The sequence below is a fragment of the Desulfitibacter sp. BRH_c19 genome, from assembly GCA_001515945.1.
Classification (GTDB): Bacteria; Bacillota; DSM-16504; order Desulfitibacterales; family Desulfitibacteraceae; genus Desulfitibacter.
Map to the genome: position 1 here is coordinate 1 of LOER01000037.1, position 17911 is coordinate 17911.

17 protein-coding genes are annotated in these 17911 nt (G+C 32.5%); 7 read left to right on the plus strand and 10 right to left on the minus strand.

Annotation, left to right across the window (positions count from 1 at the left end; translation table 11 throughout):
* Positions 1 to 387 precede the first annotated feature (387 nt).
* The 10 genes from APF76_00005 to APF76_00050 all read right to left on the minus strand — a co-directional run bounded on the left by APF76_00005 (position 388) and on the right by APF76_00050 (position 8503).
* The gene (locus APF76_00005) at positions 388 to 1287 is read right to left on the minus strand and encodes a hypothetical protein (GenBank protein ID KUO49605.1); all 900 of its coding nucleotides are present in this window, start codon (positions 1285 to 1287) and stop codon (positions 388 to 390) included.
* The gene (locus APF76_00010) at positions 1280 to 2041 is read right to left on the minus strand and encodes a sporulation initiation inhibitor Soj (protein KUO49606.1); all 762 of its coding nucleotides are present in this window, start codon (positions 2039 to 2041) and stop codon (positions 1280 to 1282) included. The genes APF76_00005 and APF76_00010 overlap by 8 nt, the downstream gene beginning before the upstream one ends.
* A gap of 161 nt (positions 2042 to 2202) precedes the next feature.
* Positions 2203 to 2931: a hypothetical protein gene (locus APF76_00015; GenBank protein ID KUO49607.1), complete on the minus strand. Its 729-nt coding sequence runs from the start codon at positions 2929 to 2931 to the stop codon at positions 2203 to 2205.
* Entirely contained in the window at positions 2924 to 4810 is a 1887-nt protein-coding gene (locus APF76_00020) for a tRNA uridine 5-carboxymethylaminomethyl modification protein (protein ID KUO49608.1), read from the minus strand. The genes APF76_00015 and APF76_00020 overlap by 8 nt, the downstream gene beginning before the upstream one ends.
* A gap of 11 nt (positions 4811 to 4821) precedes the next feature.
* Positions 4822 to 6210, minus strand: coding sequence for a hypothetical protein (locus APF76_00025; protein ID KUO49609.1), 1389 nt, complete (start codon positions 6208 to 6210; stop codon positions 4822 to 4824).
* Positions 6211 to 6313: 103 nt separating this feature from the next.
* The gene (locus tag APF76_00030; protein ID KUO49610.1) at positions 6314 to 6934 is read right to left on the minus strand and encodes a DNA-binding protein; all 621 of its coding nucleotides are present in this window, start codon (positions 6932 to 6934) and stop codon (positions 6314 to 6316) included.
* Entirely contained in the window at positions 6931 to 7614 is a 684-nt protein-coding gene (locus tag APF76_00035) for a hypothetical protein (protein ID KUO49648.1), read from the minus strand. The genes APF76_00030 and APF76_00035 overlap by 4 nt, the downstream gene beginning before the upstream one ends.
* A 117-nt stretch (positions 7615 to 7731) precedes the next feature.
* Positions 7732 to 7941 (minus strand): membrane protein insertion efficiency factor, encoded by a 210-nt coding sequence (locus APF76_00040; GenBank protein ID KUO49611.1) that lies wholly within the window; start codon positions 7939 to 7941, stop codon positions 7732 to 7734.
* Complete coding sequence (locus APF76_00045) at positions 7938 to 8177, minus strand: hypothetical protein (GenBank protein ID KUO49612.1); 240 nt, start codon at positions 8175 to 8177, stop codon at positions 7938 to 7940. The genes APF76_00040 and APF76_00045 overlap by 4 nt, the downstream gene beginning before the upstream one ends.
* A 191-nt stretch (positions 8178 to 8368) precedes the next feature.
* The gene (locus tag APF76_00050) at positions 8369 to 8503 is read right to left on the minus strand and encodes a 50S ribosomal protein L34 (GenBank protein ID KUO49613.1); all 135 of its coding nucleotides are present in this window, start codon (positions 8501 to 8503) and stop codon (positions 8369 to 8371) included.
* Between the two features lie 517 nt (positions 8504 to 9020).
* On the opposite strand from APF76_00050, the gene APF76_00055 reads away from it, so the two are divergent.
* The 7 genes from APF76_00055 (at position 9021) to APF76_00085 (ending at position 17890) form a co-directional block, all read left to right on the plus strand.
* The gene (locus APF76_00055; GenBank protein KUO49614.1) at positions 9021 to 10421 is read left to right on the plus strand and encodes a chromosomal replication initiation protein; all 1401 of its coding nucleotides are present in this window, start codon (positions 9021 to 9023) and stop codon (positions 10419 to 10421) included.
* Between the two features lie 174 nt (positions 10422 to 10595).
* Positions 10596 to 11717: a hypothetical protein gene (locus APF76_00060; GenBank protein ID KUO49615.1), complete on the plus strand. Its 1122-nt coding sequence runs from the start codon at positions 10596 to 10598 to the stop codon at positions 11715 to 11717.
* Positions 11718 to 11729: 12 nt separating this feature from the next.
* A complete protein-coding gene (locus tag APF76_00065) occupies positions 11730 to 11939 on the plus strand; it encodes an RNA-binding protein (protein ID KUO49616.1) in 210 nt (69 codons plus the stop codon).
* A 17-nt stretch (positions 11940 to 11956) separates the two neighbouring features.
* Positions 11957 to 13057, plus strand: a complete 1101-nt coding sequence (locus APF76_00070; protein KUO49617.1) for a hypothetical protein — start codon at positions 11957 to 11959, stop codon at positions 13055 to 13057.
* A gap of 12 nt (positions 13058 to 13069) precedes the next feature.
* Positions 13070 to 13345: a hypothetical protein gene (locus APF76_00075; GenBank protein ID KUO49618.1), complete on the plus strand. Its 276-nt coding sequence runs from the start codon at positions 13070 to 13072 to the stop codon at positions 13343 to 13345.
* 153 nt (positions 13346 to 13498) lie between these two features.
* A complete protein-coding gene (gene gyrB / locus APF76_00080; protein ID KUO49619.1) occupies positions 13499 to 15421 on the plus strand; it encodes a DNA topoisomerase IV subunit B in 1923 nt (640 codons plus the stop codon).
* Between the two features lie 15 nt (positions 15422 to 15436).
* On the plus strand, positions 15437 to 17890 hold the full coding sequence (locus tag APF76_00085) for a DNA gyrase subunit A (protein ID KUO49620.1): 2454 nt from the start codon (positions 15437 to 15439) through the stop codon (positions 17888 to 17890).
* Positions 17891 to 17911: the final 21 nt, after the last annotated feature.

The window sequence follows — 17911 nt, forward strand, 5'->3', positions numbered from 1 at the left end:
AGTGCAGAGCCGCCAGTAGTTCTAGCATTGTGATTTTTGCAATGCCTAGAAATACCAGTGCAGAGCCGCCAGTAGTTCTAGCATTGTGATTTTTGCAATGCCTAGAAATACCAGTGCAGAGCCGCCAGTAGTTCTAGCATTGTGATTTTTGCAATGCGTAGAAATACCAGTGCAAGGCCAGAAGATAGGAGTCTTGGAGTAAAACTAGCCAATTTGCACTATCATTGAGCATAATTTTCATAGGTAAATAGTATTAATTCAACTAAAGCTTCCGCCTGAACAATAGCTTTGTCTTAAACTAAGTTTTGTTTCATGAGCATAGCAAATGTTTCACGTGAAACATTTAAAGGAGTTGCTTTTATTGCAACCCCCTTAAATGTTTCAATCCTATGCGCTGTGCTCATCTTCTAATATGATTTCTAACAGCCTATCTAATTCATCATCCGAATAGTAACTAATTTCAATTCTTCCCTTACCTTTTTGATATTTTAGTTGAACTTTTGTGCCGAAGTATGTCTGTAGCTTTTCTTCCAGTTCGTCCACTAAAGGATCTATTTTGTTTTCATTTGTTTTTAGCTCTTTGGTTTTCTTGTCTTCTTTCTCATCCTCGCGAGAGGAACTCTCTCCCATATGTGCAATCATATCTTCTACTTGCCTAACTGAAAGTTTTTCGTCAATAATTCTATATGCTATTTCTTTTTGAATTGCATCATCCTGGATAGAAAGCAATGCCCTAGCATGTCCCGTAGATAACTGCCCTTCCGATAAAAGGCTTTTTACTTCTGCAGGTAAGTTTAATAATCTTAAGGTGTTTGCTATATATGGCCTGCTTTTACCCACTTTTTTTGCAAGTTCCTCTTGCGTTAAATTATATTCTTCAATTAACGTCTTAAATGCCCAGGACTCCTCAATTGGATTAAGGTCTTCCCTCTGGATATTTTCTATTAACGCTATCTCTGATACCTGTTGCGGGCTATAATCTTTTATAATGGCAGGTATCTTGTCCATTTCAGCTAACTGACAAGCACGCCAACGTCTTTCTCCTGCTACAATCTCATATCTATTGTCTGTCTTTCTTCTTACTATTATCGGCTGAACTACTCCGTGTTCCTTTATTGATCTTGCTAATTCATTTAATTTTTCTTTATCAATATTTCTCCTTGGCTGATTTTCATTGGGTTGAATATAGGTTAAATCAAGCCACTGTATATCTTTATTCTCCTCGTCTGCAAGTGGGACTGGAGGTATTAAAGCCTTTAATCCCTTTCCTAGCCCTTTTTTAATCAATTTCAATCACTTCCCTTGCTAAATCAATATACACCTGTGCTCCCCTAGATTTCAAATCGTACTTGGTTATAGGCTTTCCATGGCTGGGAGCCTCACTTAATCTAACATTTCTTGGTATGATGGTACTAAAAACCTTGCCCTTAAAGTGCTCTTTTACTTCATCTACAACCTGAATAGATAGATTTGTCCTAGCATCAAACATAGTAAGTACAATGCCTGTTATTTCTAATTGGGTGTTTAAATGTTTTTGTATTAGGGATATAGTATTCATTAATTGTCCCAAGCCTTCCAGAGCATAGTATTCACATTGTATAGGAATTATCACTCCATCAGCTGCTGTTAGAGCATTAAGTGTAAGTAACCCTAAGCTGGGAGGGCAGTCTATAATTATGTAATCATAATCATTTTTAATGCTCCTCAGGGTATTTTTTAATCTAATTTCTCTTGATACAGAACTTGCTAGTTCTATTTCAGCTCCTGCTAATTGGATGGTAGCTGGCAAAATTTCTAACCCTGGTATCTCTGTTTGTAAGATTACTTCATTAATAGCTGTTTCGTTTATAAGTACATCATATATGCATTCTCTTATATTATATCTATCAACACCAAGCCCACTACTAGCATTGCCTTGTGGATCAATATCCACTAACAACACACTTTTTTCTGCCTCTGCCAAACATGCACTTAAATTGACGGCCGTAGTTGTTTTAGCAACACCACCCTTTTGATTAGCTACTGCATATATTACCCCCACAATTGCTTCACCTCTCTTTTGGCAGAAAATCTGGTTAATATAGTCTTATTCAACATTTATTAACCATAGTCCTGCACCTATTGTATAATGTTACTGCCTAAAAAATTTAATAAAAAAATAAAACAGGTGCTATCAATATAACGATAACACCTGTTATGCTATTATTCTATGGGTCTCTTTTGTGGAATTCCTGGTTTTCTGGGATAAGCAGGTAAATTTTTCTTAGTTTTTTCTATAATTACTAAGTATCTCTCTGCTTCTACCCCTGTAACTTCAACCCTTTTTAACTCCTTTATTTGTCCCCCAAGTAGCTTTAAAGCTTTTTTGCTCTTTTCAATCTCCTTGTAGACCTCTTTGCTCTTGTATGCTATAAATATTCCACCAACTTTTGCAAAGGGCATGCAAAGCTCAAGCAGCAAATTCAATGGAGCTAATGCACGAGATAGCACTAAATCATATTCTTCCCTATGTTCGGAATTTCTTGCTAAATCCTCGGCTCTTGTATGAATACAATCCACATCTGCAATATCAAGCTCATCAACAACCCTTTTTAAAAAGTTAACTTTTTTATTGGTCGAATCAATAAGGGTCATCTTGGTATCTGCCATAACAATTTGTATAGGTATCCCAGGAAACCCAGCCCCTGTTCCCACATCTATAATACGTAAGTTTTTATACTCTTTTAAATAGGGGATAACAGACAAACTATCTATAAAATGCTTATATATTGCTTCCTGAGGATCTGTTATAGATGTAAGATTAACTTCTTTGTTTGCATCTAGCAACATGTCTAAAAATTTAACAAGCTTCTCTATTTTCGTGTTGTCAAAAGAAACTTTTTGCTTAATTAATCCTTCTTTTAGTAATTCTTGATAATTCTTTTCAATCATTTGCCTTGCTCCTGTTTCTTTGTTCTAAATATATTAACAGAACATTGATATCCGCTGGGTTAACTCCACTAATTCTTGATGCTTGCCCAATAGACTTAGGCTTTACTTCTGTTAGCTTCTGTTGTGCTTCCTTTCTGAGGCCCTTTATTTGCAAATAATCTATTTCTAAAGGAACCTGTTTGTTCTCTAGTCTTTCAAACTTCTCTACTTGATTTAACTGCTTCTTAATATATCCTTCATACTTAATTTGAATTTCTACTTGTTTATTTGCATCTTGATTATCATCTGAAATATGATACATCTTTTCTAAATCCTTGAGCATTACTTCTGGACGTTTTAATAATTCTTCTAAAGACATTTTGTTCTTAATAGGGCTGCTTTCCTTTGCATTTAATATTTCCTTAAGTCCCTCGTCATTAGGCAATGCAAAGGTTTCTTTTAGAATTATTCTGAGGTTTTCCATATCAGATATTTTATTTTTAAATCTAGTATATCTTTCTTCTTTAACAGTACCGATTTCATAGCCTATTTCAGTTAGACGCAAGTCCGCATTATCCTGTCTTAATAAAAGTCTATATTCAGCCCTAGATGTTAACATTCTGTATGGCTCATTTATCCCTTTTGTAACTAAATCATCAATTAGAACTCCAATATATGCTTGTGCTCGTGAAAGTATAATTGGCTCTTTTCCCTGTACCATTTTAGCAGCATTGATTCCCGCCATTAATCCCTGTGCTGCAGCTTCCTCGTACCCTGAGGTTCCATTTACTTGACCAGCAAAAAACAGGCCCTTTACTTCCTTAGTTTCAAGTGTTAGCTTGAGTTGTTTAGGATCTATATAATCATATTCAATCGCATACCCTGGCCTCATTATTTTTGCGTTCTCTAGCCCCTTAATAGTATGTAGCATTTTGATTTGAACATCCTCCGGTAGACTTGTAGAAAACCCCTGGACATAGTACTCAAAGGTGTTCATTCCTTCGGGCTCTAGGAATATTTGATGACGTAGTTTATCTGAAAACCTTACCACCTTATCTTCTATGGATGGACAATATCTAGGTCCAACGCCTTCTATCATACCTTCATATAAAGGAGATCTATAGAGATTGTCCCTGATTACTGCATGTGTATCTTCATTAGTATAGGTAAGCCAACATGAAATATTTGGCCTAGACAATACATCTGTCATGAAGGAGAAATTCAAGTTGTTCTCATCACCCTTTTGTTCACTCATTTTCTCAAAATCAATTGATCTCTTGTCAACTCTTGGTGGAGTTCCAGTTTTAAATCTTCCGAACTTTAAACCCAATTCTTTAAATGACTGACTCAGTCCTTTGGAGGCTAAAATGTTATTAGGCCCTGCATCCCAAGTTGCGCTACCAATAAATACTTTACCTTCCATATATGTTCCCGTAGTAACAACTACACATTCTGCATAATACCTTATGCCTGTACGAGTTTCCACTCCACAGATACTTTGATTCTTATATAAAATCTTAACTACCTCAGTTTGTTTTAGATCAAGATTTTCCTGAGCCTGTATTACATTTTTCATCAATAACTGATAGTAATCTTTATCTGACTGAGCTCTTAAAGATTGTACCGCTGGTCCCTTAGTTGTATTTAATAATCTAATTTGAATCAATGTTTCATCTGTATTGATCCCAATTTGTCCACCTAATGCATCTACCTCTCTTACTAAATGTCCCTTTGCTGGGCCCCCTATTGCAGGATTACAGGGCATTAAGGCAATATTTTCTAAGGTTATTGTGGTTACAAGTGTTTTGCATCCCATTCTAGCAGCCGCCAAAGCTGCCTCACACCCAGCATGTCCTGCTCCTATAACAATAACATCATAATTATCCATAGTGCTATCCATTATCTCCACTCCTATTTACCTATACAAAATTCACTAAAAATCTTATCCATAATATCCTTATCAATGGTATTACCGGTTATTTGGCCAAGCGCCATCCAAGCATCTTTCAAGTCAATACTTAAAAACTCTTCTGTTAAGCCATTTGCAATTGTCTTCTTCCCTTCCTGCAGAAAGCCTTTTGTCGTAACCAGGGCGTTTTTATGTCTTGTTCTTGTTATAATATATTCTTGATTTTGTATTACCTCTCCACTAAACACCATGTTTACCAATTCATCTTCCACGAGCCCTAGCCCTGTTTTCTCTAGCGCTGATATTTCAATTATTTTTGCTAAAGGCAATTGTCTATGAATTTCATCCTTTAAATGAAATCTTTTTAAATCAATTTTATTAATTATTACAAGTATCTTTTTATCAATACTCTTAAGCTGTTCCATTAAATTATAATCATCTTCTGTTAATCTCTGGGTATCATCAATCACAAATAGTATAAGGTCGGCATCTAGTAACAGCTTCTGGCTTTTCTCTAGACCAATTTTTTCAACAATATCTTGCGTATCCCTAAACCCAGCAGTATCGTTTATCTTAAATAGAATTCCTTTAATTTGAATATGCTCCTCAATAACATCTCTTGTAGTACCAGGAATTTCTGTAACTATAGCCCTATCATCTCTAACCAATGCATTTAATAGGCTTGATTTTCCAACATTTGTCTTTCCTACTATTACAGTATTAACCCCTTCCCTTGATACTCTACCAGCCTCGGCTTCCTCAATCAAAATATCAATATCTCTAATACTTTTGTCTATTAATTGGTCCATTTCTTTGATACTCATAGTTTCAATATCATCATCGGGAAAGTCAATTTCTGCCTCCAAGTTTGCTAGAATCTTCTCTAGATTAGCATTTATATTGTTGATAGATTCTTTTAGGTTACCATCTAATTGCTTAGTTGCTGATTTTAACCCACTTTCACTTTTCGCTGTTATGATATCAATTATGGCTTCTGCCTGGGTTAAATCTAGTTTTCCATTTAAAAATGCCCTTTTAGTAAATTCACCAGGATCTGCCATTCTAGCACCCTTTTTTAAAACAAGTTCCTGAATTTTCCTTGTTACTAGAACTCCTCCATGACAATGTATCTCAACCACATCCTCACCTGTATAGCTTTTAGGTGATTTCATTACAACCATCATTACTTGATCTATAAATTGATTGTCATCGTATATCTTGCCTAAATAGAAGTATCTATCCTTAAATGAATCTTTACTTTTCTTATATTTTGAAACAAATATATCACTTATTATATCAGTTGATTGACTGCCAGTAATTCTAATTATAGCTATTCCACCTTCTCCGGGAGGGGTAGCTATCCCTACAATAGCCTCCTGTGTATAATGCATTATTATCACCACTTTAGATTATTGTTTATTCTTGTAATTTTTCTTTATTATGCTCAAACTCTATATAATAAAACCCAGTAATTTGAATCACTGGGTTTAAGTTCTATCTTTTTAGACTAATAACCACTTTTCTATAAGGCTCGTCGCCTTCACTATAGGTCTGTATCCCACTCTTATTTTGTAATGCAGTATGAATTATTCTTCTCTCATGAGGATTCATAGGCTCCAATGTAATACTTTTATGTGCTTTTTTAACTCTTTCATATAGCCTATTGGCAAGCTTAATTAATGTGTCTTCTCTTCTGGTCCTATAACCCTCCATATCGAGTATAATCCTCACGCGTTCCTGAAGTTTTTTGTTTACAGCTAAGTTTGTTAAATATTGAAGAGACTCTAATGTCTCTCCTCTTCTACCTATTAAAATTCCAATGTTTTTCCCAGTAACATTTATATAAATATGATCACTTCTATTCTCAACATTGAACTCAACCTCAACACGTATTTTCTGTGTCACGAAAGTCAAGAACTCTTTAGCTATTTCGACAGGATCAATGTTTTTTGTAACTCTCACTCTTGCAACTTTTGTACCTATTAGACCTAAAAAGCCTTTGCTTCCTTCGTCAATGATTTCTACCTGAACATTATCCTTAGTAACTTGCATTTCCTTGAGAGCCTTTTCAATTGCTTCATCAATACTCTTTCCAGTAGTCTCCATTGTTATCATTTGGAACCAACTTCCTCCTTTATAGCTGCTGAACGTCTTAGTAATAACTGTTCAAATACCCCAACAATACTATACATTAACCAATATAACGCCAATGCTGCAGGAAAGGTTCTGCTAATCCATCCTATGAATAATGGCATAAAATATAGTAGCATCTTTTGACTAGGATTTTGTTCAAGTGTCGCAGAGCTCATTGTTACTTTTTGTTGAAGAAATGTTCCTAAAGCAACCATCACCGGGAGAAAATATGGATCCGGCATTCCTAGATTTGGTACCCATAAAAAAGCAGCGTGTGCTAAATTAACGTATTCAGGTGCTAATTCAGGATCAAAAAATACACGTAAGGATCTAAATAATGCAAACAATATAGGCATTTGAACCAAAATCGGCCAGCATCCTGAAAAAGGGTTGGCATTATGCTTCTTATATAATTCCATAATTAACTGTTGCGATTTCTGGGGATTGCTTTTATACTTCTTTTGTATCTCCTGAACCTGCGGTTGAACTACCTGCATTGTCTTCATTGCCTTAACTTGTTTCATAGTAAGGGGCATCAATACCAATTTTATAGCTATTGTGAACATGATGATAGCTACCCCGTAACTAGGAAGACCTAACGATAAAGTAATTTCATAAAAGAACTGAATTGACTGTGATATAAACGCTTGCAATGTGCCCATTATTCCCTGCACTCTGATTAATCAGATATGACAGGCCCACCTCCTCTAACTATAGAGTAATACTTAATTTTTTACCCTTATTAACCTGATATCTAATTAGCAAAATCACCTTTTAGACTATGCAGGATCATGTCCCCCCGGATGAAAGGGATTACACTTGATTATTCGTTTTAACGCTTTTAATAAACCAATAAATAATCCATATTTATCTAAAACTTGAATTGTATATTGAGAACAAGTAGGATAAAATCTACATCTTCTTCCAAACATAGGAGAAAGATACTTTTGATAGAGACTTATGATTCTAATTAAAAAACTTACAATCATAATTTTACCTCTTTTAATTTCCTAACTACTTCTCTTTCGACTTGTTGGTAGGAAAATCCTTTTATTTTCGGTCTTGCAATAAAAATAAAGTCATAGCCATGAGGAAATAAATGCAAGTTTTTTCTGCAAATTTCTCTTAATGACCTTTTTACTTTATTTCTAACTACTGCATTACCAACTTTTTTAGAAACACTAAAGCCTATTCTAAAATTCTCCGACTTTTTATAATAGACCACCACAGATCCACCTACAACTGTTTTTCCCTGTGTGTAGATTTTATTAAAGTCACTTTTTTTTTTAATCTATATTGCTTTTGTAACATAATACTGCCCCCGCAAAAATTTTACATTTTTTACTAGTCTTATTATTAACCTCTATTCTTAATTCTAATCAATAGAAGTTAAAAAGGCCACTTGAAGCGGCCTTTTTAAGCACTTAAAATCTTTCTTCCCTTACGGCGCCTGTTTCTAATGATATTTCTACCAGCCTTTGTTGACATTCTACTTAAAAACCCATGAATTCTTGATCTTTTACGCTTTTTGGGTTGATATGTCCTTTTCAAAATTTAAACCCCCTTTTTTCCATACCTAATACCTACACACGTAGTAAAATTATAGGCCACAGTTATATAACTGTCAAGGTTAGATGTAGTATTTTCAAAAAAAACAGTATATAATTAAAAATAGGTAGGTTTTTCCACAACCTCTCTATATTTTTCATGTTATTCTATAATTATACTTATACTTATATTGAAGTTGTGGATAATTTTTGATAGTATATTCACAGCATTCTCTTCTCTCTTACTCATACCTTTATATTAATTAAATGCAATCTTTTTCACATTCTTTATAGATTTTCCCCATTCAAATATTTTATTCACATTAATCTATTGAGAAGTCTTTATAACTATCCATATTTGCTAATTTATCTTTGTTTTGGCCTGTGGATAATAGTGTTGATATTTTGTCTTTACAATACATTAATGTTAATTTATTTAATAATATTGATTGGGAGACAAGACTTTTAACCCTACTAGAGTTTTCCACATTTTTATACACACTTATATAGGAGGGTATTTAATGGATCATTCACTAAATAATATATGGAACAAAACACTAGACATTCTAAGTTCAGAGCTTAGTAAACCGACTTTTGATACATGGTTAAAATCTACATATTTAGCTTTCTTTAATAATAATGTAATGATTGTCTCTGTACCAAATGAATTTGCAAAGGACTGGTTGCAGAGTCGTTATTATAATATTATTAAAAATACCTTGCAATTAATTATTAACCATAATATTGACCTTTATTTTTATTTACCTTCTGAAATAGAAACCTATTTAAATGATAATGGTAAATCACAAGTTGATGAGAGCGATATTCATATTCAAGAAGACGATAATTATATTAACCAAAATCCAGTACTTAATACCAAGGTTAGTAAAAACTTACTCTCATTTTTAAATCCAAAATATCAATTTGATTCATTTGTGATAGGTAGTAGTAACCGTTTTGCCCATGCTGCCTCATTAGCTGTAGCTGAATCACCTGCTAAATCATATAATCCACTTTTTATATATGGTGGTGTAGGTTTAGGAAAGACCCATTTAATGCATGCAATTGGCCATGAAGTTTTTTCACTATATCCAAATCTTATTGTATTATACGTTTCATCTGAAACCTTTACTAATGAACTTATAAAATCCATAAGAGATTATAAGACTGTGGAATTTAGGAACAAATACAGAACTATAGATGTTCTTTTAATAGATGATATTCAATTTTTAGCTGGTAAAGAAAGTACACAAGAGGAATTTTTTCATACATTTAATTCTCTTTATGAAGCTAATAAACAAATTATTATTTCAAGTGATAGACCTCCAAAAGAAATACCTACTTTAGAAGATAGGCTTCGTTCTAGGTTCGAGTGTGGTTTAATAACTGATATTCAACCCCCTGACTTAGAGACACGAATTGCAATTCTTAGTAAAAAAGCAGCAAACGATAATATAGATATTCCAGACGAAGTTCTCCTATTTATAGCAAAACACATCAAATCTAATATTCGTGAATTAGAAGGAGCTCTAACCAGAATAGCAGCATATGCAGTTTTTGAAGGAAAAGAAATTAATTCCGAACTAGCGGAAAAATCCTTGCAAGATATTTTTTCTTCAAACAATAATAGAAAAATAACTATTAACCTTATTCAAGAAACTGTCGCTCAACACTTTAATGTTAAGGTAACAGATTTAAAAGGTAAGAAAAGAACACGCAACTTTGCTTACCCTCGTCATATTGCTATGTACTTATGTAGATTACTCACAGATAGCTCACTTCCTAAAATTGGAGACAGCTTTGGAGGTAAAGACCATACTACTGTGTTACATGCTCAAGAGAAAATTGAAACCTCTTTACAAACAGATGTAGAACTACAATTATCTATTAAAAAATTAACGGAAACTATCTCATCTTCATAATGTGGATAACAATCTTTATATATTGACTTTTATAAACACCTTTACACTGTAATAATCTTCTTTAGTTAGTAAGTATCTTATCATTTTCCACACTTTCACATGTACTACTACTATTGCTACTATAAAAGCTTTATAAATAATATATATATATATAATAAATAGGAGGGTCAAAAAATGAAATTTTCCATAGATACTGGAAACCTATTACAAGCTGCTCAAATAGTCTCCAGAGCAGTAGCATCAAAAACCACTATTCCAGCTCTAACAGGTATATATCTCGAATGTACTAATAAAAACACTCTTTTATTAAAAGCAACTGATTTAGAAATAGGAATAGAACATACTGTGGAAGCAAATATAGAAGAAATAGGTTCGATGGTAGTTCCAGCTAAATATTTAATTGATATTCTAAGAAAATTACCAAATACTGAAATTACATTAACTACGACACCAGAAGATAATAATTTAACTATTAACTATAACCAATCTCAATTATCTTTAAATACATTTCCAACTGAACAGTTTTCCTTTTTACCAAATATTAGCAACACACATACTATTACAATTAATAACGAATTATTTTCTAACATGATTAAAAAAGTTAGTATTTCGTTTTCCCATGATATTACACGTCCAGTTTTAAACGGTGCTTTGTTTGAAGTTGGCGATCATAAGTTAACATTAGTATCTTCTGATACATATCGCCTTTCACTAATTGAAACAGGATTAGATAAGGATTTAGAAGAAGACTTGAAACCAATAATAATTCCAGCAAAGGCTTTGATGGAATTAGGTAGATTAATCGACAAAGAAGAAAGTATTAAAATAATAATAGATAATAATCAAGCTCAGTTTGAAAATGATAGTATTAAGATAAGAGTAAGACTTATTGATGGAAAATTTCCTGCTTACCAGAATGTTATTCCAAATGAATATAGCACGAAAATTATAGCAGATACTAAAGAACTATTGCTTTCAATAGAAAGAGCTACTGTAATTTCTAGTGATGAAAATTTTAATAAAACATGTACGATTAAATTAGAAGTAAATGATAATATTATTCATATAAGGTCTTATTCTCCAAATATTGGACAACTTAATGATACTTTAATAGCTGATAAAGAAGGGGAAGATATAAATATATCTTTCAATGGAAATTATCTTATAGATATTCTAAAGATAATTGATACTGATAAAGTTATTATTGAATTAAATGGAAATCTAAGTCCTGGTATCATTAAACCATATGAAAGTAATATGAATTATTTAAGTTTAATATTACCAGTAAGATCCTAGGGAGGATGCCTAATGGAAGAAGTAAAAATTAGTACTGATACCATTCAATTAAATCAGTTTCTGAAATGGGCTAACATAGTTAGCTCAGGAGGAGAGGCAAAAATTCTAATTAATGAAGGACATATTAAAGTGAATGATTCCTTAGAAAAAAGGAGAAGTAAAAAACTCAATATTGGTGATATAATAGCGATAAATAACCAACTTTATAAAATAATTAAGTAAGCTTAATGAGGTGTGTTTTGAATATAAATGAAATAAATTTAATAAATTTTAGAAATTATAAAAACACAATTGTAAAGCCATCAAGTTTTAACATACTTTATGGAAATAATGCTCAAGGAAAAAGTAACCTTATCGAAGCAATTTATTATTTAGGAAATGGTGTTTCTTTTAGAACAAATCAAAATAAAGAACTAATTAAATGGGATTCTGACTATTTAAGAGTGGAAGCAAACTGCCAAAATGAGAATGGTTTATTTAACTTAAAATCTGTTTTAAATAATAGTGAGAAAAGAATTTTAATAGATGACATAAAAATTAAAAAATTATCAGATCTTTTTAGCTATATATCTGTGTGTATTTTTGAGCCTGATGATTTAGCTCTTATAAAAGGTAATCCATCAAAAAGAAGAAATTTTATAGATAGAGATTTAGTTACAATATATCCTTTGTATTATGATTTACTTAAAAAATTTAATAACGTAAATTATCAGAGAAATACTTTATTGAAATATGTTAAGAGAGATAAGCATCTTTTGTGCCAAGTAGAGGACTGGACAGATATTTATAAAAAATTAGCATATAAAATAGTCACAAAAAGGATAGACTTTTTGACTAAGTTAAAGCCATATATGAGTCATTATTTAAAAAAAATTACACAGGGAAAGGAAAATATTGATATAATATATGAAATTAGTCAAATAGGTGAAATAAATGTCGATCTAAATACCTATCTAGAAAAATTAGATAGTTTAAAGAGTGAGGAAATAGAAAAAGGTAATTCCATATTTGGACCTCATAGAGATGATTTTAATGTTTATATAAATGGATATAATGTCAAAAAATATGGATCTCAGGGACAGCAAAGAACAGTAGCTTTGTGCCTGAAATTATCATATTTAGAAATAGCTAACCAAGAAATAGGAGAATATCCTATTTTGTTACTTGATGATGTTATGTCAGAATTAGACTTAGAAAGACGCATAGTATTAACTGATACTATAAAAGATAATATTCAAACTTTTATTACAACGACTGATCTTGATATGATAAAGGGATTAGTAAAGAAGAGTACAATATTGAAGATTGAAGATGGTAATGTTGTAAATATTAGTTCGTGAGGAGGAGTTTAATTGCACCTTCATATAGGCGGCCAATGGGTTGTATCATTAAATGACATAATAGCAATCTTAAATATTGAAAAATTATCAAAGGCAAATAAAGAGTTTTATGAAACAGCTATCTATAACAAAAAGCTTATTGAAATAATTAGTGTTAAAGAAGCCAAAACATGTATAATAACTCCGAGCAAGGTTTACTTATCATCAATCTCTTCGTATACATTAACTAAAAGAATTGAGAGATTTAGGAATGAAAGTATAAGTAATGTAACTTTACCGCAGGAATAACTGCGGTTTTGATTTGATAAATGCCAAAATGGAAAGAATATAAACAATACTAGTTATTAGGAATATTTACCATTATATGTTATAATAATATATTGTTTTATAATATTGAGATATATTGTTTTCTTTACTTATAAGTTGTCAGGAGGTCAGTTCATGGAAGAAAAAGTAGATGAAAAATTTGATAATGATTTATATGATGCGAGTCATATACAAGTATTAGAAGGATTAGAAGCAGTACGAAAAAGGCCAGGAATGTATATTGGTAGTACAGGTCCTAGAGGGCTACATCATCTGGTTTTTGAAATTGTAGATAATAGTGTTGATGAAGCTCTAGCAGGATACTGTGATGTTATTAAAGTAATTATTAAAGAAGATAATAGTGTATCAGTAAGTGACAATGGAAGAGGTATCCCTGTAGATATACATCAAAAGACAGGATTACCTGCTGTGGAAGTAGCTTTAACCATTTTACATGCTGGAGGAAAATTTGGAGGAAACGGATACAAGGTATCAGGTGGTCTTCATGGTGTAGGTATGTCAGTAGTAAATGCCTTATCTGAAAATTTAGTAGTTAAGGTAAGAAGAGATGGAAAGCTATATATGCAGGAATTTCAAAGGGGTATTAAAGCTAGTGATTTAAAAGTTATTGGTACTTCAACCGAAAATGGAACAGAAATTACTTTTAAACCCGATGATCAAATTTTTGAGGAAATGGAATTTTCAATAGAAATTTTATCAAAAAGATTAAGAGAATTATCTTTTTTAAATAAAGGTTTAAAAATAACATTACAAGATGATAGGACAAGTTCTTCTGAAATTTTTCATCATAGTGGAGGAATTATAGATTTTGTAAAGAGTTTAAATAAAAACAAAGATTCTTTACATAAAGAAGTAATATTCATGGATAGCGAAAGAGATGAAGTTCAGGTTGAATTAGCCTTGCAGTGGACTGATGCATATGTTGAAAATCTTTATTCCTATGCAAACAATATAAATACACACGAAGGTGGAACTCATGAATTAGGATTTAAAAATGCCCTAACAAGAATCATCAATGATTATTCTAGAAAGCATAATATTTTGAAAGAAAAAGATAGTAATCTTTCAGGCGATGATATTAGAGAAGGTTTAACTACTGTTTTAAGTGTAAAGGTAAAAGAACCTCAGTTTGAAGGGCAAACTAAAACAAAATTGGGTAATTCAGAGGTAAGAAGTCTTGTTGATTCATTAGTTGGCGAAGAGGTAGGGACTTTCTTAGATGAAAATCCACCTATAGCCAAGAAAATAATAGAGAAATGTATTAATGCACAGAGGGCAAGAGAAGCTGCAAGAAAAGCCCGAGAATTAACAAGAAGAAAAAGCGCTCTAGAAATAAGTGCTTTACCAGGCAAACTTGCTGATTGCTCAAGTAGAGATCCAAAGGAATCAGAATTGTATATGGTTGAGGGTGACTCAGCTGGAGGTTCTGCTAAACAAGGTAGAGATAGAAGATTCCAAGCTATTCTTCCATTACGTGGTAAAATAATTAATGTTGAAAAAGCAAGATTAGATAAAATTTTGAACAATGAAGAAATAAGAACTATTATAACAGCCCTTGGAACAGGAATTGGGGAAGAATTCGATGTTAGCAAGCTAAGGTATCACAAGATAATTATTATGTGTGATGCTGATGTTGATGGTTCTCACATTAGAACTCTTTTATTAACTCTTTTGTATCGATATATGAGAGAGCTTGTAGAAGGAGGATATATATATATAGCTCAACCTCCATTATTCAAATTAAAACAGGGGAAAAAAGAGACATATCTTTATTCTGAAAATGAATTAGAGAGAAGTATCGGAAAAGCAAAGGATAGAAACTTTAGTATTCAGAGATATAAAGGTCTTGGTGAAATGAATCCTGATCAATTATGGGATACAACCATGAATCCCGAGAGTCGTACCGTCTTAAGGGTTACTCTGGAGGATGCTGTAAAAGCTGATGAAATTTTTACTATCCTCATGGGCGATAAGGTAGAACCAAGGCGTAATTTTATTCAAGCCAATGCAAAAGATGTTAAGAATTTAGATATATAATCGAGGTGTTGTTAAATGGATGAGATTTTAGAAGGAAAGGTTGTTCCTGTCAATATAGAACAGGAAATGAAAAAATCATATATCGATTATGCAATGAGTGTAATTATTGGTAGGGCATTACCTGATGTTAGGGATGGTTTAAAACCAGTACACAGGAGAATTCTTTATGCAATGTACGAATCAGGAATGACTCCTGATAAACCTCATAGAAAGTCTGCTAATGTTGTTGGTAATGTTTTAGCAAAATACCATCCCCATGGGGATACGGCTGTTTATGATACCATGGTTAGAATGGCGCAACATTTTTCATATAGATACCCCCTTGTTGATGGACATGGAAACTTTGGTTCAGTTGACGGAGATTCAGCTGCTGCGATGCGTTATACAGAAGCTAGAATGGCCAAGATTGCCATGGAATTATTAAGAGATATTAATAAAGAAACAGTTGACTTTATTCCGAATTACGATGAATCAACTGAAGAGCCTTCTGTACTTCCAGCTAAGGTACCTAACCTTCTTATTAATGGTTCCTCAGGGATAGCAGTAGGTATGGCTACAAATATACCTCCTCACAATATAGGTGAGGTGATTGATGGTGTCATTGATTTAATTGATAATCCAGAGATTTCTATAGATAGTCTCATGAAAAGAATAAAGGGTCCAGATTTTCCGACATATGGAATTATTTTAGGGACTGAAGGAATCAAAAAAGCTTATAGAACTGGAAGAGGTTCTATAAAAATAAGAGCTAAGACAGAAATAGAAAAAATGAATAATAACAAAAATAAAATTATCGTAACTGAGCTTCCGTATCAGGTAAATAAAGCTAGACTAATAGAAAAAATTGCGGAACTTGCCAGAGATAAAAAAATTGAAGGCATTACTGATTTAAGAGATGAATCTGATAGAAAGGGAATGCGCATTGTAATTGAATTACGAAAAGATGTAAATCCCAATGTTTTGTTAAATCAATTATATAAACATACCCAATTGCAAGATAGTTTTGGAGTTATAATGCTTGCAATTGTTGACGGTGCACCTAAGGTCCTTACTCTTAAAGAAGTATTAGAACATTATGTTGAGCATCAGAAAAATGTGATTGTAAGAAGAACAAAATATGATCTCAGGAAAGCAAGAGAGAGAGCTCATATTGTTGAAGGCTTAAGAATAGCACTCCGAAATTTAGATGCCGTTATTAAACTAATTAGATCATCGAAGAATACAGAAGAAGCTAAAAGTGGTCTAATAAACAATTTTAGTTTAAGTGCCGCACAGGCTCAAGCCATTCTAGATATGAGATTACAACGTTTAACAGCCCTAGAAAGGGAAAAATTAGAGAATGAATATAAAGAACTAATGGAAAAGATAGAGTATTATCTAAAAATATTAGCTGATGAAAAGATAGTTTTAGATATAGTTAAAGGTGAATTAAAAGATGTAAGAAAGCTTTATAATGATCCACGGAGGACACATATAAATCTAGAAGATGATGTATTTGAGATAGAAGATCTCATTGAGGAAGAAGATGTTGTAATTACTATTACACATCGCGGATACATTAAAAGATTAAGTGTAGATACCTATCGATCACAAAAAAGAGGTGGTCGTGGTATTAGTGGTATGGCTACAAGGGATGAGGATTTTGTTGAACATATTTTTGTAGCAAATACCCATCAATATCTGATGTTTTTCACTAATAGAGGCAAGGTATATAGATTAAAAGTTCATGAAATTCCAGAAGCAAGTAGGCAGGCTAAGGGTACGTCTATAGTTAATCTACTATATTTAGAAGGTGGAGAAAACCTCACTACAGTAATTCCCGTAAAGAAATTTGAAAAAGGACAATATCTTTTAACTATGACAGCCAAAGGAATAGTTAAAAAATCAGACTTAAGTGATTATGATACCTCCAGAAAAGATGGAATAATTGCTCTTACCCTATCAGAGGAAGATGAATTGATTGGGGTTCGCTTGACTGATGGAGATAAAGAATTAATACTAGGAACCAGGCAAGGAAAATCAATTAGGTTCTCTGAAAAACAAGTAAGAAGAATGGGTAGGACAGCTAGAGGTGTTAAGGCCATCAACCTTGCAGTAGAGGATAAGGTTGTTTCTGGAGATATAATTGATAAGGATAGCCAAGTAATCTGTGTTACTCAAAATGGGTTTGGAAAAAGAACAAATTCAGAGGAATATAGAGTTCAATCAAGAGGTGGAAAAGGATCTTTAGCATTAAAACTTAATGAAAAAACCGGATTGCTTATAGCTCTAAGAGTTGTTCAAGAAAAGCAGGAATTGATGATAGTTACAAAGGGTGGAATTATTATCAGAACCCAAGTGGAAGGAATATCCCAAATGGGAAGAGTTACTCAAGGAGTAAAATTAATGAGAATGGGGAAAAAAGATATAGTTAGTGCAGTTGCAAAACTCAATATTCATAAAGAAAATGAAGATATTGAGTTAGATTAGAAAGTATAGTAAAATATATTG

What these genes read in the sequence shown, in the direction of transcription:
- APF76_00015 (KUO49607.1), bottom strand. Translation starts at nt 2,931, where the DNA reads ATGATTGAAAAGAATTATCAAGAATTACTAAAAGAAGGATTAATTAAG.
- APF76_00020 (KUO49608.1), bottom strand. Translation starts at nt 4,810, where the DNA reads ATGGATAGCACTATGGATAATTATGATGTTATTGTTATAGGAGCAGGA.
- APF76_00025 (KUO49609.1), bottom strand. Translation starts at nt 6,210, where the DNA reads ATGCATTATACACAGGAGGCTATTGTAGGGATAGCTACCCCTCCCGGA.
- APF76_00030 (KUO49610.1), bottom strand. Translation starts at nt 6,934, where the DNA reads ATGATAACAATGGAGACTACTGGAAAGAGTATTGATGAAGCAATTGAA.
- APF76_00035 (KUO49648.1), bottom strand. Translation starts at nt 7,614, where the DNA reads ATGGGCACATTGCAAGCGTTTATATCACAGTCAATTCAGTTCTTTTAT.
- APF76_00040 (KUO49611.1), bottom strand. Translation starts at nt 7,941, where the DNA reads ATGATTGTAAGTTTTTTAATTAGAATCATAAGTCTCTATCAAAAGTAT.
- APF76_00055 (KUO49614.1), top strand. Translation starts at nt 9,021, where the DNA reads ATGGATCATTCACTAAATAATATATGGAACAAAACACTAGACATTCTA.
- APF76_00060 (KUO49615.1), top strand. Translation starts at nt 10,596, where the DNA reads ATGAAATTTTCCATAGATACTGGAAACCTATTACAAGCTGCTCAAATA.
- APF76_00065 (KUO49616.1), top strand. Translation starts at nt 11,730, where the DNA reads ATGGAAGAAGTAAAAATTAGTACTGATACCATTCAATTAAATCAGTTT.
- gyrB (KUO49619.1), top strand. Translation starts at nt 13,499, where the DNA reads ATGGAAGAAAAAGTAGATGAAAAATTTGATAATGATTTATATGATGCG.
- APF76_00085 (KUO49620.1), top strand. Translation starts at nt 15,437, where the DNA reads ATGGATGAGATTTTAGAAGGAAAGGTTGTTCCTGTCAATATAGAACAG.